Annotated in this window: 18 protein-coding genes; 11 read left to right on the top strand and 7 right to left on the bottom strand. The window is 71.1% G+C overall.

Annotated elements, in window-relative coordinates:
* The coding region (locus tag ACFVNO_RS30700) for an ATP-grasp domain-containing protein (RefSeq protein ID WP_378897912.1) at nucleotides 1-815 on the bottom strand (815 nt) is incomplete at its 3' end.
* Nucleotides 816-954: 139 nt separating this feature from the next.
* Here ACFVNO_RS30700 and ACFVNO_RS30695 point away from each other — a divergent pair.
* The 7 genes from ACFVNO_RS30695 to ACFVNO_RS30665 all read left to right on the top strand — a co-directional run bounded on the left by ACFVNO_RS30695 (nucleotide 955) and on the right by ACFVNO_RS30665 (nucleotide 10941).
* Nucleotides 955-2403: an MFS transporter gene (locus ACFVNO_RS30695; RefSeq protein WP_378897909.1), complete on the top strand. Its 1449-nt coding sequence runs from the start codon at nucleotides 955-957 to the stop codon at nucleotides 2401-2403.
* A gap of 94 nt (nucleotides 2404-2497) precedes the next feature.
* Nucleotides 2498-4204, top strand: a complete 1707-nt coding sequence (locus ACFVNO_RS30690; RefSeq protein WP_220560511.1) for a thiamine pyrophosphate-binding protein — start codon at nucleotides 2498-2500, stop codon at nucleotides 4202-4204.
* A gap of 15 nt (nucleotides 4205-4219) precedes the next feature.
* Nucleotides 4220-5449 carry a formyl-CoA transferase gene (gene frc, locus ACFVNO_RS30685; protein ID WP_355269912.1) on the top strand — a complete coding sequence of 410 codons (1230 nt, stop codon included), beginning with the start codon at nucleotides 4220-4222 and terminating at the stop codon, nucleotides 5447-5449.
* 4 nt (nucleotides 5450-5453) lie between these two features.
* A complete protein-coding gene (locus tag ACFVNO_RS30680; protein WP_355269914.1) occupies nucleotides 5454-7607 on the top strand; it encodes an acetate--CoA ligase family protein in 2154 nt (717 codons plus the stop codon).
* 257 nt (nucleotides 7608-7864) lie between these two features.
* The gene (locus ACFVNO_RS30675; RefSeq protein ID WP_355269916.1) at nucleotides 7865-9499 is read left to right on the top strand and encodes an Nramp family divalent metal transporter; all 1635 of its coding nucleotides are present in this window, start codon (nucleotides 7865-7867) and stop codon (nucleotides 9497-9499) included.
* Nucleotides 9499-10068 carry a hypothetical protein gene (locus tag ACFVNO_RS30670; RefSeq protein WP_355269918.1) on the top strand — a complete coding sequence of 190 codons (570 nt, stop codon included), beginning with the start codon at nucleotides 9499-9501 and terminating at the stop codon, nucleotides 10066-10068. Before ACFVNO_RS30675 ends, ACFVNO_RS30670 begins: the two co-directional genes overlap by 1 nt.
* A gap of 285 nt (nucleotides 10069-10353) precedes the next feature.
* The gene (locus ACFVNO_RS30665) at nucleotides 10354-10941 is read left to right on the top strand and encodes a hypothetical protein (RefSeq protein WP_378897904.1); all 588 of its coding nucleotides are present in this window, start codon (nucleotides 10354-10356) and stop codon (nucleotides 10939-10941) included.
* A 54-nt stretch (nucleotides 10942-10995) separates the two neighbouring features.
* On the opposite strand, the gene ACFVNO_RS30660 is transcribed toward ACFVNO_RS30665, so the two are convergent.
* Entirely contained in the window at nucleotides 10996-11709 is a 714-nt protein-coding gene (locus ACFVNO_RS30660; RefSeq protein WP_355269922.1) for a hypothetical protein, read from the bottom strand.
* Between the two features lie 231 nt (nucleotides 11710-11940).
* Nucleotides 11941-12474, bottom strand: a complete 534-nt coding sequence (locus ACFVNO_RS30655; protein ID WP_220560503.1) for a hypothetical protein — start codon at nucleotides 12472-12474, stop codon at nucleotides 11941-11943.
* Nucleotides 12475-12851: 377 nt separating this feature from the next.
* Here ACFVNO_RS30655 and ACFVNO_RS30650 point away from each other — a divergent pair, with 377 nt between their 5' ends.
* Nucleotides 12852-13361, top strand: a complete 510-nt coding sequence (locus ACFVNO_RS30650) for a lamin tail domain-containing protein (RefSeq protein WP_378897900.1) — start codon at nucleotides 12852-12854, stop codon at nucleotides 13359-13361.
* A gap of 223 nt (nucleotides 13362-13584) precedes the next feature.
* Here ACFVNO_RS30650 and ACFVNO_RS30645 read toward each other — a convergent pair whose 3' ends face one another.
* Both ACFVNO_RS30645 and ACFVNO_RS30640 read right to left on the bottom strand, forming a co-directional pair.
* Nucleotides 13585-14205: a DUF1707 domain-containing protein gene (locus ACFVNO_RS30645; RefSeq protein ID WP_355269926.1), complete on the bottom strand. Its 621-nt coding sequence runs from the start codon at nucleotides 14203-14205 to the stop codon at nucleotides 13585-13587.
* An 8-nt stretch (nucleotides 14206-14213) separates the two neighbouring features.
* Nucleotides 14214-14396 (bottom strand): hypothetical protein, encoded by a 183-nt coding sequence (locus ACFVNO_RS30640; protein ID WP_355269928.1) that lies wholly within the window; start codon nucleotides 14394-14396, stop codon nucleotides 14214-14216.
* Nucleotides 14397-14600: 204 nt separating this feature from the next.
* Between ACFVNO_RS30640 and ACFVNO_RS30635 the strand changes: the two genes are divergently transcribed.
* The 3 genes from ACFVNO_RS30635 to ACFVNO_RS30625 all read left to right on the top strand — a co-directional run bounded on the left by ACFVNO_RS30635 (nucleotide 14601) and on the right by ACFVNO_RS30625 (nucleotide 21227).
* The gene (locus ACFVNO_RS30635; RefSeq protein WP_355269930.1) at nucleotides 14601-14867 is read left to right on the top strand and encodes a hypothetical protein; all 267 of its coding nucleotides are present in this window, start codon (nucleotides 14601-14603) and stop codon (nucleotides 14865-14867) included.
* 527 nt (nucleotides 14868-15394) lie between these two features.
* Nucleotides 15395-18547 (top strand): BTAD domain-containing putative transcriptional regulator, encoded by a 3153-nt coding sequence (locus ACFVNO_RS30630; protein WP_378897895.1) that lies wholly within the window; start codon nucleotides 15395-15397, stop codon nucleotides 18545-18547.
* Between the two features lie 640 nt (nucleotides 18548-19187).
* Nucleotides 19188-21227 carry a tetratricopeptide repeat protein gene (locus ACFVNO_RS30625; protein WP_378897892.1) on the top strand — a complete coding sequence of 680 codons (2040 nt, stop codon included), beginning with the start codon at nucleotides 19188-19190 and terminating at the stop codon, nucleotides 21225-21227.
* A gap of 4 nt (nucleotides 21228-21231) precedes the next feature.
* On the opposite strand, the gene ACFVNO_RS30620 is transcribed toward ACFVNO_RS30625, so the two are convergent.
* Nucleotides 21232-22170, bottom strand: coding sequence for a carbohydrate kinase family protein (locus tag ACFVNO_RS30620; protein ID WP_378897889.1), 939 nt, complete (start codon nucleotides 22168-22170; stop codon nucleotides 21232-21234).
* Nucleotides 22167-23360, bottom strand: a complete 1194-nt coding sequence (locus ACFVNO_RS30615; RefSeq protein ID WP_378897886.1) for a hypothetical protein — start codon at nucleotides 23358-23360, stop codon at nucleotides 22167-22169. Before ACFVNO_RS30615 ends, ACFVNO_RS30620 begins: the two co-directional genes overlap by 4 nt.
* Nucleotides 23361-23720 lie beyond the last annotated feature (360 nt).

Here is a 23720-nt window from a genome sequence, read left to right as displayed (position 1 = left end):
TCGCCGGCGTAGGCGACCACGTCCAGGGTGGACATGACCAGGCCCGCACCGTTACCGATGATGCCGACCTCACCGTCCAGCTTGACGTAGTTGAGCCCCCGCTCGGCCGCACGGGCCTCGCGTTCGTCGGTGCCGTGCGGGTCCGCGAAGCCGCTGCGCTCCGGGTGCCGGAACAGGGCGTTGTCGTCCAGGGTGACCTTGCCGTCCAGGGCGATGACACGGCCGTCCCCGGTCAGCACGAGCGGGTTGACCTCGACGAGCGTGGCGTCCTCGCCGGAGGCGACGTCCCACAGGCGCGCGATCACCGCGGCGACGGCGCCGCGGGCGCGGTCGGGTATCCCGGCGGCCCGGCAGATGTCCAGGGCGTCCGAGGTCGTCACCCCCGTGGGGTCCACCGGGGTGCGCACCACCGCACCGGGGTCGGTCTCGGCGACCTCCTCGATCTCCATGCCGCCCCGGGCGGAGCAGATCGAGAGGAACCTGCGCTCGGCCCGGTCCAGCAGGAAGGAGAAGTAGTACTCCTCCGCGATGTCGGAGGCCTCTTCGACCAGGACGCGGCGGACCGTGTGGCCCTTGATGTCCATGCCGAGGATCCGCTCGGCCGCGGCCCGGGCGCCCTCGGGGCCCTCGACGACCTTGACGCCGCCGGCCTTACCGCGGCCACCGGTCTTGACCTGGGCCTTGACCACGACCTTCCGGCCCAGGCGGCCGGCCGCCGCGGCGGCCTGCGCCGGGGTGTCGGCGATCTCGCCGCGGACCAGCGCGACACCGTACTCGCCGAAGATCTGTTTGGCCTCGTACTCGTAGAGATCCAACACTCCTCCTCTGTACGCTTCTCGCCCCCTCTCACAGGGATACCTCATACTGTATGCAGTATTCAATAGGCATCCACCCGAAGTCTCCTCTTCACAAGCCACACCTCATTTTGCATACTGCATACAAGGAGGTGCCGCCATGTTCCCCCGCCACCTGCCGGAGCCACCGGCCCGTCGCCCCCCGCCGACACCGGCCCCCGTCGCCGCACCCGCCGCGGACGCCTCGGACGTCCGCGACTGGCTGGGCAGGCGGTACACGGTGGGCCCCTCCGCCCGGGAACTGACCGGCCTGTCCCGGCCCGCCCTGCTCCTGCGCATCCTGCTCGCCGCGGCGGCCGTGGGCGTGCTCCAGTTCGGCTACGGGGCCGCGGTGCCCGTGCTGATCGCGGCGCACGGCTGGTCCCCCGCCCAGGCCCTGGTCCCGTTCCTCGTCTGGGCGCTGGTCCAGGGCTCCTTCGCGCCCGTCCCGCGCCTGCTCGGGGCACGCGGCCCGGCCGGCCCGGGTGCGGCGATCCTCCTGGGCACGGCGCTGTGCGCCGCGGCCCTGTACACGGTCGGCCACGCCTCGGACCCCCTGGCCGCCGCCGCGGGCTACGGCCTGCTCGGCGGCGCGGGCGCGGGGCTGGTCTACCACTCCTGCGCGGACCTGGTGGAGGGCTGGTTCCCGGACCGGCATACCGTACGCCTGGGCGCCGTGGGCGGGGCCTTCGCCCTGGGCCCGGTCCCGCTACTGCCCGCGCTGGTCCTGGGTCTGTCCCCCGAGTCCCTGGCCGCGGCCTCCACCGCCCTGGCCCTGGGCGTGCTCGCCCTCGGCGCCGCGGGCGGGATCGGGCAGCGCGGCGCTCCGGCGCACTGGTGGCCCCCGGAGCGCGACCCGCGCGCGGCCGCGCTGCGGCGGAGCGCCGATCCCCCGGCCGCACGCGACTTCAGCGCGGGCCAGGCCTGGGCGAGCGGGCGCTCACTGCTCGCCCTGCACACGATCGTGGCGCTGTCCGGGGCCGTGGGGCTGTTCACCCTCGTGGCGCTGCCCGCGCTCGCACTGGGCCTGGGCCGCGACCCCACGGAGGTCGCAACGGTGATCACGGCGTTCGCCCTGGCCAGCGGGCTCGGCCGGCTGGCCGCGAGCGTCGTCGCCGAGCGCGCCGGACGGCGCCGGACCCTCGCGGTGCTCCTGGCCGCGACCGCGCTCGGCCAGGCCGGGCTGGCCGCGGCGATCCAGGACGGCCCGCTCCCGCTGCTGGTCTGCCTGGGGCTCGTGGTGGGCGTGGGAACCGGGTCCTGCTACCCGCTCACCAGGGCGATCACCGAGGGGCACTTCGGCGCCGGGCGCCACGGCGGCCCGGGACGCCCGGCCGACCTCCCCGGTCTCGTCCACGGCTCCAAGGCGGTCGGCGGCCTGCTCGGGGTGGGCGGGGCGATCGCGCTCCTGTCCCTGCTCCCGGCCGGCTCCCACGCCGCCGGCCTGGCGGTCTCCGCCCTGCTCCCGGCCTCGGCCGCGGTCCTGGCGGCCCGGCTGCGCAGGCCGCTGCCGATCCGGACGCTTCCCCACGGGGTCTGGACAGCGGGCCGCCGGAGTGCTCCAATGTGATGCACACGGTATACAGTATCCGAACTTCAGACTCCCCCGCACCCAACGGCGAAGCACACCAGTCCTCTCCCGCACGAAAGGGGTCGTCGCACCGATGGCCGACGGCAAGGTATCCACCGAAACCAACAGCGAAAACACCACGATCTCCGGTGGCCACCTGGTGGCCAAGGCGCTCAAGGCCGAGGGCGTCGACGTGATCTTCACGCTCTGCGGCGGCCACATCATCGACATCTACGACGGCTGCGCCGACGAGGGCATCGACGTGATCGACGTCCGGCACGAGCAGGTCGCCGCGCACGCCGCCGACGGCTACGCCCGGATCACCGGCAGGCCCGGCTGCGCAGTCGTGACGGCGGGCCCGGGCACCACGGACGCGGTCACCGGCATCGCCAACGCCTATCGGGCCGAGAGCCCCATGCTGGTCATCGGCGGGCAGGGAGCCCTCAGCCAGCACAAGATGGGGTCCCTCCAGGACCTGCCGCACGTGGACATGATCAACCCGATCTCCAAGTTCGCGGCCACCGTCCCGCACACCGAGCGGGTCGCCGACATGGTCTCCATGGCCTTCCGCGAGGCCAACAACGGCGCCCCCGGGCCGGCCTTCCTGGAGATCCCCCGCGACGTCCTGGACGCCAGGGTCCCGGTGGAGCGGGCCCGCATCCCGGCCGCCGGACACTACCGGGCGTCCACGCGCCAGGCCGGCGACCCCGCCGCCATCGAGCGCCTCGCCGAGCTGATCGTGCGCTCGGAACGGCCCAGCATCCTGCTCGGCAACCAGGTGTGGACCACCCGGGCCACCGACTCCGCCGTCGAGCTGGTCCGCGCGCTCAACATCCCCGCCTACATGAACGGCGCCGGGCGCGGCACCCTCCCGCCCGGGGACCCGCACCACTTCCAGCTCTCCCGGCGCTACGCCTTCACCAACTCCGACCTCATCATCATCGTCGGCACCCCGTTCGACTTCCGGATGGGCTACGGCAAGCGTCTGTCCCCCGACGCCACCGTCGTGCAGATCGACCTCAGCTACGCCACCGTCGGCAAGAACCGCGACATCGACCTCGGCATCGTGGGCGACGCCGACGTCGTCCTCTCCTCGGTGCTCCAGGCGGTCTCCGGGTACGGCGACACCGGGGCCCAGGCCCGCAAGGGCTGGCTGGAGGAGCTGCGCACCCAGGAGCAGGCCGCGCTCGACAAGCGCGCGCACCTGCTGACCTCGGACTCCACCCCGATCCACCCCTACCGCCTGGTCAACGAGATCAACAAGTTCCTCACCGAGGACTCCGTCTACGTCGGCGACGGCGGCGACATCGTCACCTTCTCCGGACAGGTGGTCCAGCCCAAGTCCCCCGGCCACTGGATGGACCCGGGCCCGCTCGGCACGCTCGGCGTCGGGATCCCGTTCGTGATGGCGGCCAAGTACGCGCGGCCGGACAAGGAGGTGGTGGCGCTGTTCGGCGACGGCGCCTTCAGCCTCACCGGCTGGGACTTCGAGACCCTGGTCCGCTTCGACCTGCCCTTCGTGGGGATCGTCGGCAACAACTCCTCGATGAACCAGATCCGCTACGGGCAGATCGCCAAGTACGGCGCCGACCGGGGCGAGCTCGGCAACACGCTGGGCGACGTGCGCTACTCCGAGTTCGCGAAGATGCTCGGCGGGTACGGCGAGGAGGTCACCGACCCGGCCGAGATCGGCCCGGCCCTGCTGCGCGCCCGCGAGTCCGGCAAGCCCTCCCTGATCAACGTCTGGATCGACCCCGAGGTGTACGCCCCGGGGACCATGAACCAGACGATGTACAAGTAGCCCGGAAGGAGAGTCATGGGCAAGGCACTCGACGGGGTCCGCGTCCTGGACATGACCCATGTCCAGTCGGGGCCGTCCGCGACCCAGATCCTCGCGTGGATGGGCGCCGACGTCGTCAAGCTGGAGGCGCCCTCGGGCGACATCACCCGGCGCCAGCTCCGGGACAAGCCCGGCGTGGACAGCCTGTACTTCACGATGCTCAACTCCAACAAGCGGAGCATCACCCTGAACACCAAGAGCGCCGAGGGCAAGCGGATCTTCCTGGAGCTGGTGCGCCGCAGCGACGTCCTGGTGGAGAACTTCGCGCCCGGCGCCCTGGACCGGATGGGGTTCACCTGGGAGGTGCTCGCCGAGACCAACCCGAGGCTCGTCTACGCCTCGATCAAGGGCTTCGGCCCGGGCGCGTACGCCGACTTCAAGGCCTACGAGGTGATCGCCCAGGCCATGGGCGGCTCCATGAGCACCACCGGGTTCGAGGACGGGCCGCCGCTGGCCACGGGGGCGCAGATCGGTGATTCGGGCACCGGAATGCATACAGTAGCCGGTATCCTCGCCGCCCTGTACCAGCGGGTGCACACGGGCCGGGGCCAGCGCGTCCAGGTCGCCATGCAGGACGCGGTGCTCAACCTGTGCCGGGTCAAGCTGCGCGACCAGCAGCGGCTCGCCCACGGGCCGCTCTCGGAGTACCCCAACGACGACTTCAGCGACGAGGTCCCGCGCTCGGGCAACGCGTCCGGCGGCGGACAGCCCGGCTGGGCCGTGCGCACCGCGCCCGGCGGCCCCAACGACTACGTGTACGTGATCATCCAGCCCGCGGGCTGGGAGCCCATCACCCGGCTGATCGGCCGGCCCGAGCTGGCCCAGGACCCCGAGTGGGCCACCCCCGAGGCCCGGCTCGACAAGCTCGACAAGGCCTTCGCCCTGATCGAGGAGTGGTCCCGGGAGCTGCCCAAGTGGGACGTGCTCGCCGCGCTCAACGCGCACAACATCCCCTGCGGGCCGATCATGTCCACCCGGGAGATCATCGAGGACCCCACCCTGCGCGAGAACGGCGTGATCACCGAGGTCGACCACCCCGAGCGCGGCACCTACCACACCGTGTCCTCGCCCATCCGCCTCTCCGACTCCCCGGTGGAGGTCGACCGGTCCCCCCTGCTCGGCGAGCACAACGCCGACATCTACCGCGACGAGCTGGGCCTGACCGACGAGGAACTGGCAGAGCTCTCATCGAACGGAGTGATCTGAGCGCATGGCCGTCTACACCCCCGAGCGTTCCGACCGGGATCCCGCCCCGGTCCGCGAGGTCCTCGACAGGGCCCGCGCCGAGGGCCGGTCCGCCCTCACCGCCCCCGAGAGCCGCGTCCTCGCGGAGGCCTACGGCATCCCCGTCCCCGGCGAGGCCCTGGCCCGCACCGCCGAGGAGGCCGCCGCCCTGGCCACCGGGCTCGGCCTGCCCGTGGCCGCCAAGATCGTCTCCCCCGACATCCTGCACAAGACCGACGCGGGCGGGGTGGAGATCGGGCTGAACAGCGCGGAGGAGGTCGCCGCGGCCTTCGAGCGCATCACCGCCAACGCCCGCGCCCACGACCCCGACGCGCGCATCGACGGCGTGCAGGTCCAGCAGATGGTCCAGGGCGGCCTGGAGGTCCTGGTCGGCGCCACCACCGACCCCACGTTCGGCAAGGTCGTGGTGTTCGGGCTGGGCGGCGTGCTGGTGGAGGTCCTCAAGGACGTCTCCTTCCGCCTGGCCCCCGTCAGCCGCGAGGAGGCGCTGGCCCAGGTCGCCGACATCAGGGCCGCCGAGGTCCTGGACGGGGTCCGGGGCGCCGAGGCGGTGGACCGGGGCGCCCTGGCCGACCTGCTGGTGCGCCTGTCCGAGCTGGTCACGGACTTCCCCGAGATCGCGGAGGCCGACCTCAACCCCGTGTTCGCCTCGGCCTCCGGGGCCATCGCCGCCGACCTGCGGTTCGTCCTGGACTTCGCGCCCGCCGAGGGGCCCCGCAAGTTCGGGCGGGAGGAGATCCTGGCGTCCATGGAGCGCATCTTCAAGCCGCGCTCCATCGCCGTCATCGGCGCCTCCAACGAGGCCGGCAAGATCGGCAACTCCGTCATCCGCAACATCGTGGACGGCGGCTACGAGGGCGCCATCCACCCGGTCAACCCGAAGTCGGCCGAGGTCAACGGCCTCCCCTCCTACAAGTCCATCGCCGACGTGCCCGGCGAGGTGGACGTGGCGGTCTTCGCCATCCCGGCCAGGTTCGTGGCCGGGGCCCTGGAGGAGGCCGGGCGCAAGGGGGTGGCGGGCGCCATCCTCATCCCGTCCGGCTTCGCCGAGACCGGCGAGCAGGAGCTCCAGGACGAGGTGCTCGCCGTGGCCCGGCGGCACGGGGTCCGCATCCTCGGGCCCAACATCTACGGGTACTACTACACGCCGCAGAAGCTGTCCGCGACCTTCTGCACGCCGTACGACGTGGCCGGGGGGACCGCCCTGACCTCGCAGTCCGGCGGGATCGGCATGGCGATCCTGGGGTACAGCCGCAGCACGCGCACGGGCGTGTCGGCGATCGTGGGCGTCGGCAACAAGGCCGACATCGACGAGGACGACCTGCTCACCTTCTTCGGCCAGGACGAGCACACCAACGCGGTCGCCATGCACCTGGAGGACCTCAAGGACGGCCGGGCGTTCGTCGCCGCCGCCCGCGAGGTGGTCCCGAAGAAGCCCGTGGTCGTGCTCAAGGCCGGCCGGACCTCCGCGGGGGCCCGCGCCGCCGGGTCGCACACCGGCGCGCTCGCCGGGGACGACAAGGTCTACGACGACATCCTCCGCCAGGCGGGCGTGGTCCGCGCCCCCGGGCTGACCGAGCTCCTGGAGTACGGCCGCGCCCTGCCGGTCATGCCCGCCCCCCGCGGCGAGAACATCGTGATCATCACCGGCGCGGGCGGCTCAGGCGTGCTGCTGTCGGACGCTGTGGTGGACAACGGGATGTCGCTGTACGAGATCCCGCCGGACCTGGACGAGGCCTTCCGCGCCTTCATCCCGCCGTTCGGGGCGGCCGGGAACCCGGTGGACATCACCGGCGGCGAGCCGCCCTCCACCTACGAGAAGACCATCCGCCTGGGGCTGGAGGACCCCCGCGTGCACTCGCTGGTCCTCGGCTACTGGCACACCATCGTCACGCCGCCGCTGGTCTTCGCCGACGTCGTGATCGACGTGGTGGACAAGGCCCGCGCGGCCGGGATCGACAAGCCGGTGGTGGCCTCCCTCTCGGGTGACACCGAGGTCGAGGCGGCGAGCCGGAAGCTGTTCGAGCACGGGATCGTCGCCTACCCCTACACGACCGAGATGCCGGTGAAGGTCCTGGGCGCGAAGTATCGCTGGGCCCGCGCCGCCGGACTACTCTGACCGGGTGCCCGGTCGGAGCCGACCGCTCCGGCCGGGCCGCCACGACACACGACAGCCACCGAACCGCAACACGCGCCATACCCGCCCGGCGGCCCTGGAGCCGCCGCCGCAAGGCCGCCGGGCCCGGTCACCGCCACGACAGCCACGTCCGGCCACGGTGATCCGTCCGCGTACCCGACACGGCAGGGAGGTGCAGCACCACCCGGGGGCGACATGCGAACCACCGACTCGCATTCGCGCACACACGGAGTATCGCCTTGGATTCCTCACCCCCCACCCCCCGTCCCTCGGAACCCCCGGCTTCGCCCGAGACCGGGGGAGCCCACATCCCGGCGCAGCGCCGGGCCCACCCCTCCGAGTCCGGTCCCCCCGCCGAACCGGTGACCGCCGACTCCGCCACGACCGGAACCCCCGCCGACCCGCCGGCCGACGGCGCCGCGCCCCCGCAGGAGGAGCGGTACTGGAAGGCGGGCCGGCTGGAGCCGATGCCCATCCGGAGCCTGCCCAAGGCTCCCCCCTCCATCCACATCCTCGGACCGACCGTGTTCCTCGTCGCCCTGGGCGTGGGCATGGGCGAGTCCTACATGTGGCCGCGCCTGGTGCTGATCTTCGGCCCGGAGATCCGCTGGCTGTTCCTGATCGGCCTCTCCCTCCAGGCCGTGGTCATGCTGGAGATGTCCCGGTACGCGATGGCCACCGGGGAGAGCATCTTCTACGGCGCCGCGCGCGTGTTCAAACCGCTGATGTGGTTCTTCTTCGTGACGGCGATGCTGGTCTACATCTGGCCCGGCCACCTGTCGGCCGGGGCGTCCGCCTTCGAACGGGTGACCGGCATCCCCTGGCAGGCCACCGCGGTGGCCGGCATGATCCTCGTCGGCGTGGTCTTCACCCTCGCCAAGGTCATCTACGACCTGCTGGAGAACGTGCTCTCCATCTGTATCGGCCTGCTGGTGGTCGGCACGTCGGTGGTCGCGGCGATGGTCGGCAACCTGTCGGACCTCACCTCCACCCTCACCGGGATGTTCTCGTTCGGGTACCTCCCGGACGAGGCGATGACGGCGGCCTGGTTCCCCATCATCGTCGGCGCGATCGCCTTCGCCGGGCCCTCCGGCATGCAGCAGATGTGGTACACCCTGCACCTGCGCGACAAGGGCGCGGGGATGGGCGTGCACATCCCCAAGATCCGGGGCCTGCGGCACGCCGGCGAGCAGGAGGCCATGCCCTCCCACGGCTACATGTTCGACACCTCCGACCCCGCGGAGATGGAGAAGTGGAAGGGGTGGCGCCGCTGGGTCACCTTCGACGCCCTGGTGCTGTTCTGGGGCATCACCATGCTGGTGACGGTCTCCTTCACCGTCCTGGCCCAGTCCGCGGCCCGGTTCGACCCGCAGGTGACGGAGCTGATCCGGGCCGGCGACCGGGACGCGTCGCTGGACGCGATGGCTGGCGCCTTCTCCGCCGCCGGCAGCCCGATCCTCGGAACGGTGTTCTTCCTGTTCATCGCGCTGATCGGCCTCAACGCGACGCTGGGCCTGTTCGACTCCTTCTCGCGCGGCCAGGCCGACATGACCTACAACTTCGTGCCGGGCGCCAAGCGGTTCGGGCTCTCGAAGCTGTACGGCATGTTCCTGTGGGGGCTGATCGCCTTCGGCATCGTCATCCTGCTGTTCGGACCGGCCGACGGGCCCGCGGCCATCCTGGACGTGCTGGCGTTCCTGTCGGCCTTCGCGATGGGCGCGTACTGCGTGGTGCTGCTGCTGGTCAACAACATCACGCTGCCCAAGCCCATCCGCCCCGGGATCGTCTCCAACGCGATCATCGCGTTCGCGGCCGTGTTCTACCTGGGAGCGCTCTTCTACTCGCTGTTCGCCTTCGGGGTGGTGGTCGACTGATGCCCGCCTCGTCCGCCCTCCGGCTGGGAGGGAGCGCGGCCGCCCACCTGGAGGTGGCGGTCCCGGGAGCGGCCATCGGCGCCGTCGCCGGCCTGTTCGCCACGGGCCTCGGGATGGTGGCGGGGCTGTCCCCGGCCCTGACCGGCACCGTCGGCCTGGCCCTGGGCCTGCCGCTGGCCGTCCTCGGTGCCGCCTACAGCGTGCTGCTGGCACGCGGGGTCTTCCCGATCGGCGCGGTGGCCCCGCTGGCCCTGTACTGGCTGCTCGGGTTCCCCGCCGCCCGGCTGTTCGACGCCCACATGGTGGCGTGGGTGACCGGGGGCACCGCGCTGCGCGAACCGCTGCTGTCGTTCCTCGCGCTGCAGGCGATGCTGAGCTTCGGCTTCACCATCGGCTTCCTGTGGCTGCACGAACGGACCATGCCCCACTGGCTGATGCGGGTGCGCGGCCACAACCCGGTGGCCGAGTCGCTGTTCCAGCGCTACCTGGAGCACGCCGCCCACCTCCACCGCCGGCGCGGTGCGGGCGGGTCGCGCCGGAGGTCCCGCGGGCGCGGGCGTCCGGACTGACCCGCACGCGCCCGCGCGGCGCTCACAGGACCGACGGCCCCGGGCCGGGCACCCGCCCGCCGGGGCCGTCGGCCGTCCGCCCGACGCAGGCGGGCGGCGGGCAGCGGGCGGCGGGCGGCGGGCGGCGGAGCAGCAGTATCGGAGAAAGCCGACGACGACTCCCGGCCACCGCCACAGAAAAGGCGATGAACTTTTCAGGAAATATCCGAACAGCCCCTCCCTGGCGAATACCACGAGCGCCCGGGGCATGCTTGAAAAAGCATCCGGAATCCGTATCATGTCGCCATGTTCACACAAAGGCTGCAGGCGGCGGCGCTCCTGCTCGGCCCGGTCATATTCTCCATTTCTCCGTTCTTCTGGAACAATGGCCACTACGGCGCCACCGGCGGCATGCTGATCGCCCTGTCCATGCCACCCTGGGTGTACGGCCTCATCGGAGAGTACGGCCGACTCCGCGAACACCTCCCCCGGATCTCCGGAATCTGGCTTTTCATGCTCCTCGTGGGAATGCTCGGAACCGTCTCCTTCGGCCTTCAGGGATTCTTCGAGGAATCACTGGGAACGGTCGGCGACATATCCCTGGTGAGCTTCTCGGACTATCCTCCCCAGAGCATCCCCCTGCTGTGGCTCCCCGGCCCGGTCTTCCCCCTCTCGCTTTTCATTTTCGGCCTGATGGCCGGCTGGACCCGGATCGCGCCCCGCTGGGTGGCCGTGTTCATCTGTATCGCGGCCGTCGCCTTTCCGGCGGGCAGGGTCCTGCGCCTGGAGTGGGTCGCCTACGCGGCCGATCTGCTCGTGGTGCTCCCGTTCGCCTACCTCGCCTGGCACGCCTGGCACCGGGCGGAGGACGGTCCCGGGAGCGCCCGGGCCTGATCCGGGCGAAGGGCCGCCCCTCGCCCGGCCACCGTCCCGGGCGCCGGGCGGCCCTCAGCCTCCCGGCGGGGCGAAACCGGCCCGGAGGGCGATGTCGAAGGCCGCCTCCACGTCGAGGGACCCCGGGGGGTCGTCGTCGTACTCCAGCGAGCGGTTCAGGTCGCCCAGGAGTCCGTCGAGGACCTCGCGGGTGCAGCGCCGCCGGGACGCCGCCTCGAACAGGGCCTCGACCGCCCGCCGGCTCCCCTCCCCCGCGTCCGCCTCCACGAGCAGCCCGTCGCCCAGCGGCCGCATCGCCTCCTCCAGGGCCCGCCACTCGGTGAAGTACCGGCCGGCGGTGCTCTCCAGGCCGTCGTCCCGGAGCTCGGGAGGGTAGGCGATGCGCTCCCAGGAGGCGCCGTCGAACCAGTGGACGTGGCCGAGCATGTCGTCCATGGAACGCAGCCGTTTCAGGGGCAGCCACTCCGGCGCGCCGGCGAGCAGGTCCAGCGGGGGCTCCAGCCAGCGGGCACCGCTCATCTCGTGGTCCTCGCCGTAGAGGACCGCGCGCCCCTCGGGGAGGACTTCGAGCTCCCACCAGTTGCCGCCACCGTCCTCGTAGCCGACGCGCTCCCGCCCGGACAGCCAATGGGCGCGGAACCATTCGTCGGTCGCACCGCCCAGGGCCGCGCGGATGAGGACGCAGAAGGCACCGTGCCGCCACAGCTCTTCCGGAAGCGGCAGGCTCGGGGGATGGACGAGCCCGGGGGCACCTGGTCGATCGGTCATGCACGGCATTGTGGCACCCCGGTGAACCCGTCCGCGCGGCGTGAGGGCACGCACTGATCAGCGGTCGGGCGATCGCAGGGGCTTCAGACGGCGAGCCGTACATCCCAGACGGGATCCGCGGGCGCCCGTCCGCTTCCGGTCGACGGCGGCCGAGCTCCGTATGCCCGCCTCGTTCCGCGCAATGCGCGGCTCCCGCGACAGGACCCCGGCCGACGCAGGAGCCGCGATGCCTCAGGAACCCGCTGCGAGCCAGTACCGCATCGTGCGGCTGTACGCGGCGACAACGCGGGGGGCCGCCTCGGGCGCGGGCCAGATCTGGAGGAGGTAGGCGTCCACCGGGTTGCACTCCTCCCCGTCCTCGTCGTTTTCGCCCGTGTCGTCGGCCCCCGCGTCCGCGTCGCGGGCGTGGTAGCGCAACCGGTACCACCCCGGCCCGGTGGACGGCTCCGGCAGGGTGTGCGCCCCTTCGCCGGCCCACTCGACCAGGACCGGAGCACCCTGCGGCATGTAGAGGCTGACCTCCACGGCGTCCTCGTACTCGTCCAGGGCCGGGCCGGGGTCGGTTCCGGTGACGTTCACCGATAGGTCCACGTACCCCGTGTGCAGACCGGTCAGCAGGGTCACGTGACCGGACAGGCGGGGCCCCGGACACAACATGCCCGAGGGCCCGCCCAGGGGCACCACGCCGAAGCCCGCTTCACCGTCGACCAGGTCCGCCTGCCCATAGTGGACCCACAGGCGGATGTCGAGAAGGTCGTCCGTCATACGGGGCAACCTAGAAGACCGCTGTGACAAAAGCACCCGGACCCTACGCCCTGCGACACCCGCCCGGGGCCTGCACCGAGGGAAGGCCGTGGCGGGCTCACCGGGTTCCCCGGCCGCCTCCGGCGCCCCCGCCACCGACCCGCATCCCTGGCGCGAGGCCGGTCCCGTCCCGCAGGACCCGCCGCTCCCGTGTCCGGTCGGCCACAGCAGGAAAGGCGAAGGCAGCAGGCACCCCCGTTCGTGGACGCGGTACCGCCGGGTAGGTGCACACCCTGACCAAAAGCGGCCATGTACAGCTAAATCACGACGTGCACCCCCTCCGGGTTGGGACGATGACGCCTCCCCGATCCACGCTTTTCCACCTCAGGAGCGTCCACATGCCAGGCCCCCTCGCGCGCGCCGCCGCCATCGCCGCGGCCGCCCTCACCGCCGCCACCCTGATGTCCGCCCCGGCACAGGCCGCCTCCACCACCGGCGCGCTGATGATCACCCACGTGCGCCCCAACGCCTCCGGCTCGGACACCAACAGCAACACCAGCCTGAACGGCGAGTACTTCGTCATCAAGAACGTCACCACCCGCACCGTGAACGTGGGCGGCTACGTCCCCGACATCACCACCAACACCTACGGCCGCCCCCTGCCGTCCTACAACCTGCCGGCCGGGGCGGTGGCCTACGTGCGCACCGGCAGCGGCACCAACCGGTACGCGAGCGGCGCCCACCAGATCTACCGCGGCTACGGACGCCACGTGCTGCGCAACGACGGCCCCAACAACCCCGACCTGCGCCTGAAGCGGCCCGGCAGCGCCGACAACAACACCAGTTCCGGCTCGATCAGCACCTGCAACTGGGGACGGGCCGCCAACGGCACCACCTACCGCTGCTGACCCCCGCCGGGCGGCGCCGAGCGAGCGGCCGGCGATACCGACGACATGGACGGCGGCCCTCGCCGGAGTGACGGTGGTCGGTAGGGACCACGGCCGCGGCCGGCCCCGCGAACACGAGAAGTCCCGTACTCCGGGAGTTCCGGAGTACGGGACTTCGTGGTGCGGCCGGCCGGGCCGCCGACGGGAATCTCCTCCGGGATCCTCTTCGGCCCCGATCACCCGTCTAGGCCGGGTTCTCGTCCAGCTTGCGCCGTTCCTTGTCGTTGGGGTGGCGAACGATCACTCCCCCCATGCCGCCGGACCCGGCGAGCCGGATCAGCGGCGTTCCCGGGAGGCGGTCCGGGGTCGTCCTGTCTCTGAGGCCGCCGATGCCGGGGTCCATGCCCGTGGTGTCGGCGGTCCACCCGTCGGGGATGACGACCGTGACCCCGGAGGTCTCCCCGTAGGCCTCCACCAGGATCTCCCGCAGCCGGCTCCGGACCCGGCTGAAGTCGATCTTCACACCGCCCACACCGCCGTGGGCGATCACGTGGGCGGGCGCCTCCCACCGGCCGGGGCCGCGTACGGCGCCGCTCATCCCGCCCTTGAGCACCAGCGGCGGCAGCTGCTGATCGGAGTCCTGCGGCGCGGGCAGGTCGGCGGTCAGGGCGGCCAGCTCGGCGTGGGTCTTGGACGTCAGCGCCCGTTCCAGGCGCTCGTCCAGCTCGTCGTGGTCAATGCGCCCCTCGGCCGCGGCGTTGCGCAGGCGTTCCACCACCGTGTCCCGGTCCTGGTGGGAAGCCCGCAGCTCCCCGGCCGGAGCGGCGGGGGCGGGGAGAGGGGTGCTGTGGTCGTTCGCACTCATGCTCGTGTTCAACGGACACCGCCCGGCTTGCGCAGGGGCCTGGCGTTCCGCACCGGGAGGGGCCTGGGCTGCTGGTCACGGTTCTTGCGGCGGGGGCGGGGCTGCGCCGGGACGGAGAGGGCCGCCACGGGCGGGCGGGCCTCGGCGTTCAGCAGCCCGGTCAGGTCCAGGCGGAGGGGGGTGGCAGGCATGGAGCGCCTCATTTCCACTCGGTTCGTAGTACTTCACTTGAAGTGGTTTGAACATAGTACTACGGTCGGAGTGGTGTCAAGTCGGTCCGCCGACCCCGGATTCGGTGCACGGGGGCCTCGTCACACCGACTCGGGACCCTTGACAGGCGCGGCCCGGGCGTGTCCTGAGGAGGATCGCGGGGAAGCGGCCACATCATCGAACCCATGGAACTGGGAGACGAGCCGGGCTCTGTGACCGTGCGCCTCGTGGGCGGTCCGTCCTGCTGGGACGGGGTGGTGGTGGAGGGTGTTTTCGACCATGAGGAGATCTACGAGGTGCCCGTGGAGGAACTGGGGGCACTGTTGAGCGTCCCCGGGCGGGCGTCCCCGCGGGCCGTGTACGAGCCCGATCCGGACGGCGACCGGACGGCGTGGCTCTTCCGGGGCTGGGAGGGCCAGGCCCCTCCCCCCGCCGAGGAGACCGGCGACTAGGGCAAGGGCCCGCGTTGGCGAAGCGGACACGAACACAGGCCCCCGGCACCCCAGCGGCCGCCGGGGCCACCCTCCACACTCCGCCTACCACCCAGGGCGGCGCGCACCGCCGCCATGAGGGCGCAGGCCGTCCCCACTTCCGGGACCTGCCGCCCCCACTCCGTACGCGGGCGAGCGCCTCGGGCACCACCCGCTGGAGCAGCGCCCACGGCCCCTATCGAAGGCCACGATCACAATGAACCAGAATTCCAAAAAGAACGCCCTCGATATCGAAACCCACGAAGAACGGACCACACGATTGCACCCAGAAAAGAAATGACAGCAATCCCGAACCGCCCCGCACAAGAAGCCCACAGTCCCCGAAACAACAGCTTCAACAACCACACCAGGCCGCACCCGGGACAATGCACGTGCAAACGCTCATTCCATAAAGGGCACGAACCAAGGACGCGAGATCAGCGCTTTTTCGGCGACCGAGGTTATGCGACCATGGAACCGGAGGTGTTTCTCACAGTAGGGATCGTGTCGTGGAACTTCGCGTACTCGGCGACATTCGCCTGCATGCCAACGGCATGCCCGTTCCGCTGGGCTCCGGACGAGAACGTGAACTACTGGTGCACCTGGCCCTTGCCGGGAATACGTCGCTCTCCCTACCCGAGTTGGCCCAGAGGTTATGGGATTCCCCTTCCTCGACATTCCGCAGCACCCTGCACACCTACATCACACGTCTGCGTCGCAGGCTGGAGGAATCCGGCGTCGACCGGGAGCTGCTGTCCCACAACGAGGGCGGTTATCTGCTCCGTTTACCCGCGGGAAGTCTGGATTGGCAGCGCCTCCTCCTGGCGAGGTCCCGGGCCTCGGCATTCAAACAGGCCGGGGATCACGCGTCCGCCCGCTCCGCCTTGGAGGAGGCCGTCCGCTTGAGGCGGGGTACTCCCCTGGCCGGTTTGTCCGGCAGGTGGATGGCCCGGATGCGGCTCTCGATGGAACGCGCTTATCAGGAGACTCTCGGAGAGTGGGCGTCGCTGGCGCTGGACCTGGGCGATGCCGCTCCGGTGGTCCGCGTCCTGGATGACGCCCTCGTCCACTACCCGCTGAACGAGGCACTCCATCTCCATGCGCTGCGGGGGTTACGCGAGCTGGGGCGGACCGCGGACGCGCTGGTCCTCTACCAGCAGCTCAAGGAACGCTTAACGGAGGAACTCGGCGTCGACCCCTCCAGGGAGCTACAGCAGGAGTTCCGAACCCTCCTCCGACACACCGCCGCACCACCGGCCGACAAGGACCCGGCACCCCTCCGGGACGGCCCCCTCGCACCTTCGGCACCGGACAACCTCGGCCGTGACCTGACCCTGTTCCGCCGCAGAGAGGCCGAGCAGCTTCTGCTGAACACGAGCCTGCGCGAACAGTTCCCGTGCTCTCCGCGGACCTGGGTGATCAGCGGGATGGCGGGGATCGGCAAGAGCGCACTGGCCATCAGGGTCGCCCACCAGGTCAAGGGCGACTACCCCGATGCCCGGTTGTATCTGGACCTGCGGGGCAATCACGAACGGCTGGAGCCGCTCACCCCGGGTGAGGCCGTCACGGAGCTGCTACAGCTGCTGCGCATACCGGCCTCCCGGATTCCGGAGTCCTTCACGGGCCAGGTGGCCCTGTGGAGGGAGCACACCCGGTCCAGACGGGTCCTCTTGGTCCTGGACGACGCCGCCGGCGCCGAACAGGTCTCCGGGCTGCTCCCTTCAGGTGAGAAATGCGCGACGATGATCACCAGCAGGTTCCAGCTCCCCGAACTCGACGAGGCCGACCACCTCCCGCTGGGGTTGCCCTCGGTGGACGAATGCGCGGACATGTTCAGCACGGCCAGCGGCCGTGTGATCGAACACCCCGACGAGAGGGCGCTGTTGGAGGAGTTGGTCGCCCGCTGCGACAGGCTCCCGCTCGTTCTGCGGCTGATGGCCACCATGTTGCGGCTGCACCCCTCCTGGTCCCTCGACGGACTGCTCGCCCGGTTCCCGTCCTCGGAGCGGTCGGGAGTGGGGGCGTTCCGATTCGGTCACATGGATCTGAGCCGGGTGTTCGACCTGGCACTCCGGGCCGTGGACCCGCCGGCGCGGGAGGCGTTCTCGCGCCTCGGGCTGCATCCGACGCGGGACATAGGAGCGCCGGTCGCGGTCGCCCTGATCGGCGGTGACGCGCAGCAGGCGCACCGGGCCCTGGACGCGCTGGTCGGAGCCTGCCTCTTGGAGGAGCACGAACCGGGCAGGTACCGGTTCCACACCCTGCTGAAGAACCACGCCTTCCACCGTGCCCACGAAACGCTCTCCGCCGAGGAGCTGCGTCGGACACACGACAGGATGCACGACACCTATCTCTCCCTGTGCCGGGCCGCCGACGAGGTGCTCCACCCCCACCGCCCCGGGCACGGCCTCCGCGGTCCCGCTCCGCAGGCGGCGAAGCAGGATCCCGCTCTCGCCCAAAGGTGGATGCGCACCGAAATGCCCCGGGTTCTCACGGTTATCCGGGAGGCGTACGAGCGGGGACAGGAGGGGGTGGCGGCGGAGTTGTCGCACGCCGTGGCCGAGTACCTGGATCTCCACGGTCCCTGGCAGCCGGCCCTCCTGCTGCACGAACGGGCTGTGGCGTACGTGCGGGAGCACGGGAACGCAAGGGAAGCGGCGAGGGCCCACTACGACCTGGCCCGCGCCCTGTGGCGCTGCGGGGAACTCGACAGGGCCCATGAGCACGCCCGCGCCGCCGACGGCCTGTGGGCCCGGATGGACGAGCCTCTGGGCCGGGTATGGTGCGTCGCGCTCCAGGGGCTGTTCCACTACGTCTCCGGGGACTACGACCGGAGCCGCTCCTTCTTGGAAAGGGCCCTGGAGGACTTCAAAGCACACGGGAACAGGGCCGGGATCCTCTTCGCCCTGCGGCACCGGGGCCTGTGCCACTTCACCGTGAGTTCCTTCCACGAGGCGGTGGCGGATTTCAGCGACGCGATCTCGGTACTGGAACGGTCTCCCGATCCGCGATCGCTTTCCGGGATACAGGTCAACCTCGCCGGCGCCTTCCAGCAACTGGGTTACCACCGCCAGGCATGGAGCCTCTGCGAAGCCGCACTCGCGTCGTCCCAAGAGAACGGAGACGACCGCCAAGAGGCCATCGTGTGGGCGAATATGGGGGAACTGGCGCTTCACCGCCAGCGCCCTGCCCGGGCGGTCGAATGCCTGTCCCGGGCGCTGGACCTCATGGAGCGCTTCCCCGACCCGTGGGCGGCTCCGATGGTGCTGTCCAATACGGGGGCGGCCTATGCCATGAACGGGGAACCCGGCCAGGCGCGCGTCTATTTCCGCCGCAGCCTGGAGATGCGCGACTCGGCTCCCCCCGCCGCAATCTTCGATGCCTGCCTCGGGCTGGCGCTCATCGAGCTGGAGTCCGACGCCCCCGGGGCCGCGGTGGAACTCCTCGAGGACGGGCTCGCCGTCGCGTCCCGGTACGGTCTGCGGCGGGAGAGCGCGAAGGCCCATCACCTGCTGGGGCAGCAGCTCCACCTCCTGGGCCGGAGCCGACAGGGCCGGACCCACCTGGAGGCCGCCGCCTCCCTGTACGATGAACTCGCGGCGCCAGAAGCAGCATTAATCCAGCTATTGCTGGACACGACGGCTCTTCTGCCCGAATCGTGATCCTCGGGACCTTTGAAACAGGCCCACCCCCAGGGTGGAAGTCTGTACGATGCCACCGAGTCACACGCAGAGCACGCCGATAAGCGGCAAACACCCTCTTCAGAGCAGTGAAACGGGACGCCCTGGACTGCAGATCCTTGAGGCGCCCCGTTCTCATTGCGCTGACCGACCAGGCCCCGTCCCCTTCCAAAGTTTCAGGGTCTAGCTAGGAGAACAATGAAGTTCCCAAGAGTAGCCGAAGCGGCTGCTTTTTTCACCCTCGCCTTCGGCTGGGTGATCTATCTGGGCACCCACATACCGGGGCAGGGGGCGATCCTCTAACAGCTTTCGCGGATTGACCATCAGGCCCATCGCTGAACGCGGTGGGCCTTTTGGTTCGCCACTGCGAAGTCGCACTCCACGGCCTTTCTGCAAGAGTACCAGAACGTGCAGATGCACGTGCACGGACATTTTCGTGTTCTCATGGAAGTCCTCGCACGATCGACAGGTCCGGATACGACTCCGACGAAGGAGATCGAACCCCTGCTCGGTACCGCAACGAAGATCCGTGTGTCATGGGAGTAACGTGGACACCCCTCCCCATCGCCGTCCCCCTTCCGAGAACCGCATCCAAGGCCATATCAGCGGGACCTCCATCCAGGTGGGCACGCTCCGAGGCGACGTGCACCTGACGGGCGAACGCCGGCGGCCTCCGCCCCGCCAACTGCCCACACCGCCCGCGACCTTCGTGCGCAGGTCCGAGTCGACCGCGATGGTCTCCGACGCGCTCGCCCGCGCCCGTACGCATCGGAGGAACGGCCTGATCGTGCTCACCGGCGTGGCCGGAGTCGGCAAGACGGCCCTGGCCACCCACTTCCTGCACGACCACGCGGAACTGAGCGCGGACGGGGCCCTTTTCGTCGATCTGCGCGGATTCTCCGAAGGGAGGGTCACCGATCCCTACGAGGCGCTGGAAGTCCTCCTGGTCTCCCTGGGCGTGGAGCCCGGAACGGTGCCGGCGGACCTGGCCGCGCGCGCCGCCATGTGGCGCTCGGTCACCGACCGGACGCGCATCGCCCTGCTCCTGGACGACGCCTTCTCCGCCGCGCAGGTCCGCTCCCTGCTACCCGGGGGAGAGAAGAGCACGGTGATCGTCACTTCGAGGATCCACCTCGCAGGGTTGCGGATCGACGGAGCCGAGATCATCACGGTCCCCCCGCTGGACTCCGCCCAGGGCGTCGAACTCCTCACCAGGTTGAGCGGTCGGCCCCCGGCCACCAGTCAGGAGGAAGCGGCGATCGGCCACATCGTGGACCTGTGCGCGGGGCTCCCGGTGGCCGTGTGCACCGTGGCGATAGGCGAGAGCGCCCATCGTTGGCGGTCGTGGAACCGGGTCGAACGCAGGCTCCGGGACACCTCCGCACGCCTGGGGAGGCTCGCGGACACGGGTGAGCGGATCGGTTTGGAGGTATCGGTGCGCGGGGCGTTCGATCTCTCCTACAGGAACCTCGACCCCGCTCAGGCCCGGTTGTACCGGCGGTTGTCCTGGCATCCCGGCCCGGACCTCACCTCACGGATCGCCTCGTACGTGACCGGTGATCCGGTCTCCGCCTGCGAGGGCCTGTTGGAGGACCTCGCACACCACCATCTGCTGACGGAGTACCGGGACGGCCGGTACGGCTTCCACGACCTGTTGCACCTGCACGCCCGCGAAAAAGCCGCTGAGGAGGAGACCCCCCGCGCCTTCTCCGAAGGCGTCGGCCGGCTCCTGGAGATGTTCGGTGACCTGTCCGTGGCCGCGGACGCCCTGTTACGTCCGTACGCCGTGGCTCCCCCGGCACTGGAGGAGGCGCCGTTCTCCACGCCCGCCGAGGCCACCGAGTGGTTGCATGACGAGCGACGGAATCTGGCGGCCCTGGCCGAGCTCGCCCTCACCCGCGAACACCCCCGCCAGGCTCTGCGGCTGGTCGAGGGGTTGTGGTCGCTGTTCCTGCACCATGGGCAGGCGTCCCTGTACCTGCGAGCGGTCACCCCGGCGATCACCGGTGCGCGTGAACTCGGAGAGACGCGGGCGCTGGGACGGCTGCTGAACAAGCGCGCGCTGGTGTACGGCCACCTGGGCCGTGTGGACGACGCCATGGCCGACCTTGCGGACTCCGAGCGGATCTGGACCGCGGCCGGGGACCTGGAGCGCGTCGCCCAGACCCGGCAGCGTCGGGGCATCCTCGCCTTCCGGAACCGGCGGTTCGACGAGGCGCTCGTGCACCTTCAAGATGCGCTGGAGGTGGACGAGCAGACCGGGATCGAGCACAACAAGGCGATCACCTTGATGATGTTGGGCCGTGCCCATCTGGCCGCCGGCTCGCCCGTCCGGGCCCAGACGCATCTGGAGCGCGCGCTGCCGCTCCTGTCCGGCGACCCCTACAATGCCGCGCGCGTGCGCATCGCCCTGGGGTCGGTGCTGGTGGCCCGGTCGATGCCGGGCCGGGCTCGCCGCGAGGCCGAGGCGGGGTTGGAGGTGATGCGTGCGCGGGGTTCCTCTTCGGGCGAGGGCAAGGCGTGGGAGGTCCTGGGTGAGGTCGCCGAGTACGAAGGCGACCTCACCCGGGCCCGGTCGGCTTACGAGAGGGCGTCGGCCCTTCTGGTGGACGGCGACCCCGCCCGCCAGCGCGTGGAGCAGCGGCTGGAAGGGCTGGGATAGGGGTTCACCACCGGTCCACGGTCATGTGAACGGGATGGGTACGGGCCAGCTCCCGGAGCTGGTCCCGGTCGAGGCGGCCGTGGTTGGGGAACAGGTCCCCGATGAGCCAGCTCGCGTGCAGGACGGCGTCGTGCAGGGCCTGGGCCGGGTTTCCGGCGGCCACCCAGCCGTGCAGGAAGGACCCGAACAGGGCGTCTCCGGCACCGATGGTGTTGGCCAGGGGCCGCGGCAGCCGGGTGCGGGCGGTCACCAGCAGACCCTCGCGTGTGCCGACCATGGCTCCCCGGTCACCGCACCCGACCCCGGCCACCACGCATCCGGGGTAGGTGTCGAAGACGTGCCGGATCCATGCCCGGGGCGGGCACGGCAGCCGTTCGTGGGAGCAGAAGACCACGTCGGCGCTGTGCAGCCAGGGTTCCTGTTCGGGGTGGTCGATGTCGGCGACGACGTGGACGTCGACCGCGATCGGGACCCCCGCCCGGTGGGCGTGGGCGATGAGGGGCCGTGTGAACCCGATGGTGGTCAGTACGGCCAGGTCCGCGCCCTGGACCAGATCGGTGAAGACCGAGGTGGGGTAGAGGGCGTCGGCGAGGTCGTTGAGGTAGGTGGCGGAGTGCCTGCCCCCGTTCCCGTCGACCAGGCACAGGGCCAGTGCGGAGGACGGGGTGGGGACGCATCCCGGTCCGTGGAGCCCTTCCTGTTCCAGTCCGGCGCGGATGGCCCGGCCGGGCGGGTCCTGGCCGATGAGGGTGCACAGGTCCACCCGGGTGCCCAGGCGGTTCAGGGTCAGGGCCAGGTTGGCGCCCACACCGCTGACGCCGGTCGCCATGGCGGTGGTGTGCTCGCGCCGGTCGTCGGTTCCGGAGGCGACGGTCGTGGTGACGGTGGCGGCCGTGCACAGGTTCGCGACGCCGGCCACCACGATGCGCGGCGGGCTGCTCATGACCGCTCCCCGTGAAGTCCGGCGGCGGGCGGGCCGAAGGCGTCCTGGGCGATGGGATCGGGAAGGCGCAGCAGTTCGTACAGGAGGTCGCGGGCGCGGTCGGCGAATCCCAGGGGGTAGGAGGTGACCCGGGCGGCCAGACGGGCCACCGTGCGCTGCTCTGCCTCGGAGGGCCCTCCTTCCAGGAGCCGGTCCAGGGACGGGCCCCGACCCGACGCCACGGGCAGGCTTCGCAGGGCCTCGCCCATGGGCGAGGCGGGGTCGATGTCGGCCGCTCCGCTGCGGGTGACGAATACGGGGCGGCCGAGCAGGGTCGCGTAGAGCGTGGTGGACCCGTGGTCGCCGACCACGGCGTCGGCCGCCGCCAGGACGTTCACCCACTCCGGGGAGGCCGGACCGAGGATCAGCCCGGCCCGGGTGAGCGGACGCAGCCACTCCTCGACCTGCCAGGCCCCGTGGGCGGCGCGCACGTTCGGGTGGGCCAGGAGGGCCACCCGGCAGGCGCCTCCCCGGGCCTGGGCCACCAGGTGGGCCAGGATCCGGCGGTCGGCTCCGAGCAGGGAGGCGGGTCCCCAGGTGGAAGCGGCCACCACGAGCCTCTGGTCGCGCCCTATCCCCAGAGCGGCCCTGTGCAGGTCGCGGTGTTCGGCGGCCGAGAGCAAGCGGTCGGCGACGGCGTCCCCCACCACCCGTGCCGCCCCTGCGGTCTCGGGGCATTCCGAGGCCAGACGCGCTTCCTCGTCGTGGTGTGCGAGCGCGACGCGCGCCGGGATCAGGCGGCCCTCCCGGAGCAGGTTCTCCCGCGCCAGCCCGTAGGTCTGCCGGGGGCCGGCGGAGTGCCGGCCGGGGCGTGCGGGGATGAGCTTGTTGAACCCGACCCCGTGGGCGAACAGCACCAGAGGGGCGTGCACCATGTCCAGGTCACGGCTGGGGCTGGCCGCCAGCGCCGCGTCGAAGCGGGTGCGCACGGCCTGTTCCCACGGCACCAGCGCCGGGCCGGCCTCCTCCAGCCAGGTACGCACGCCCGCGCCGAACACGGAGTGGGGTGCGATGGTGAAGACGACCTGCACGCGGGGGTCCGAGGCCAGCAGCTTCACGGGGTCCATCAGCCTCTGGGTGTCGGCGACGGTGTGCGCGATCGCCAGAACCCTGCGCTGGGCCCGCCAGGTCATCCATCGGTCCGGTTCCATACCGATCGGGGTGTGAACCCATGTGTCCACCCGGATCTCCCTTCTTCCGCCCACCCGGTGCGGTGGGTCCCCCGAAGGATGCGGAAGCGGGTCGGACAGGTACCGGGCACACCGCTGGACAGGGCCTGGACAACATCCTGGACACCCGGCCATGACCAGGGAAGGCCGGTGTCCCGACGCGCACGGCAGGCCCTGCCCGCGCGAGGAGGCTCCGGAGGTTGCGCTTCTGAGCGCGCCGGAACGCTCTCGACGGGAGCTCCCGGCCGCGGAGGCGAGCGGGCGCAGGCCGCCGGTCACGGCGCTCTGTTCTTCCGAAGGGTCACTGATTCGACCGAGGGCCGTGACGGCCCGGGAACGCCT

Origin of the sequence: Nocardiopsis sp. NPDC057823 (assembly GCF_042797335.1) — a bacterium.
GTDB lineage: Bacteria > Actinomycetota > Actinomycetes > Streptosporangiales > Streptosporangiaceae > Nocardiopsis > Nocardiopsis changdeensis.
Note: the sequence above shows the minus strand (reverse complement) of the source record. Positions and strands in the feature narration are given on the sequence as shown.

Excerpts from the sequence above, each read along its gene's own strand:
- ACFVNO_RS30680 (WP_355269914.1), top strand. The coding sequence starts at position 5,454 with ATGGCCGTCTACACCCCCGAGCGTTCCGACCGGGATCCCGCCCCGGTC.
- ACFVNO_RS30615 (WP_378897886.1), bottom strand. The coding sequence starts at position 23,360 with ATGGAACCGGACCGATGGATGACCTGGCGGGCCCAGCGCAGGGTTCTG.
- ACFVNO_RS30620 (WP_378897889.1), bottom strand. The coding sequence starts at position 22,170 with ATGAGCAGCCCGCCGCGCATCGTGGTGGCCGGCGTCGCGAACCTGTGC.
- frc (WP_355269912.1), top strand. The coding sequence starts at position 4,220 with ATGGGCAAGGCACTCGACGGGGTCCGCGTCCTGGACATGACCCATGTC.
- ACFVNO_RS30670 (WP_355269918.1), top strand. The coding sequence starts at position 9,499 with ATGCCCGCCTCGTCCGCCCTCCGGCTGGGAGGGAGCGCGGCCGCCCAC.
- ACFVNO_RS30640 (WP_355269928.1), bottom strand. The coding sequence starts at position 14,396 with ATGCCTGCCACCCCCCTCCGCCTGGACCTGACCGGGCTGCTGAACGCC.
- ACFVNO_RS30650 (WP_378897900.1), top strand. The coding sequence starts at position 12,852 with ATGCCAGGCCCCCTCGCGCGCGCCGCCGCCATCGCCGCGGCCGCCCTC.
- ACFVNO_RS30655 (WP_220560503.1), bottom strand. The coding sequence starts at position 12,474 with ATGACGGACGACCTTCTCGACATCCGCCTGTGGGTCCACTATGGGCAG.
- ACFVNO_RS30635 (WP_355269930.1), top strand. The coding sequence starts at position 14,601 with ATGGAACTGGGAGACGAGCCGGGCTCTGTGACCGTGCGCCTCGTGGGC.
- ACFVNO_RS30665 (WP_378897904.1), top strand. The coding sequence starts at position 10,354 with ATGTTCACACAAAGGCTGCAGGCGGCGGCGCTCCTGCTCGGCCCGGTC.
- ACFVNO_RS30660 (WP_355269922.1), bottom strand. The coding sequence starts at position 11,709 with ATGACCGATCGACCAGGTGCCCCCGGGCTCGTCCATCCCCCGAGCCTG.
- ACFVNO_RS30645 (WP_355269926.1), bottom strand. The coding sequence starts at position 14,205 with ATGAGTGCGAACGACCACAGCACCCCTCTCCCCGCCCCCGCCGCTCCG.
- ACFVNO_RS30690 (WP_220560511.1), top strand. The coding sequence starts at position 2,498 with ATGGCCGACGGCAAGGTATCCACCGAAACCAACAGCGAAAACACCACG.
- ACFVNO_RS30695 (WP_378897909.1), top strand. The coding sequence starts at position 955 with ATGTTCCCCCGCCACCTGCCGGAGCCACCGGCCCGTCGCCCCCCGCCG.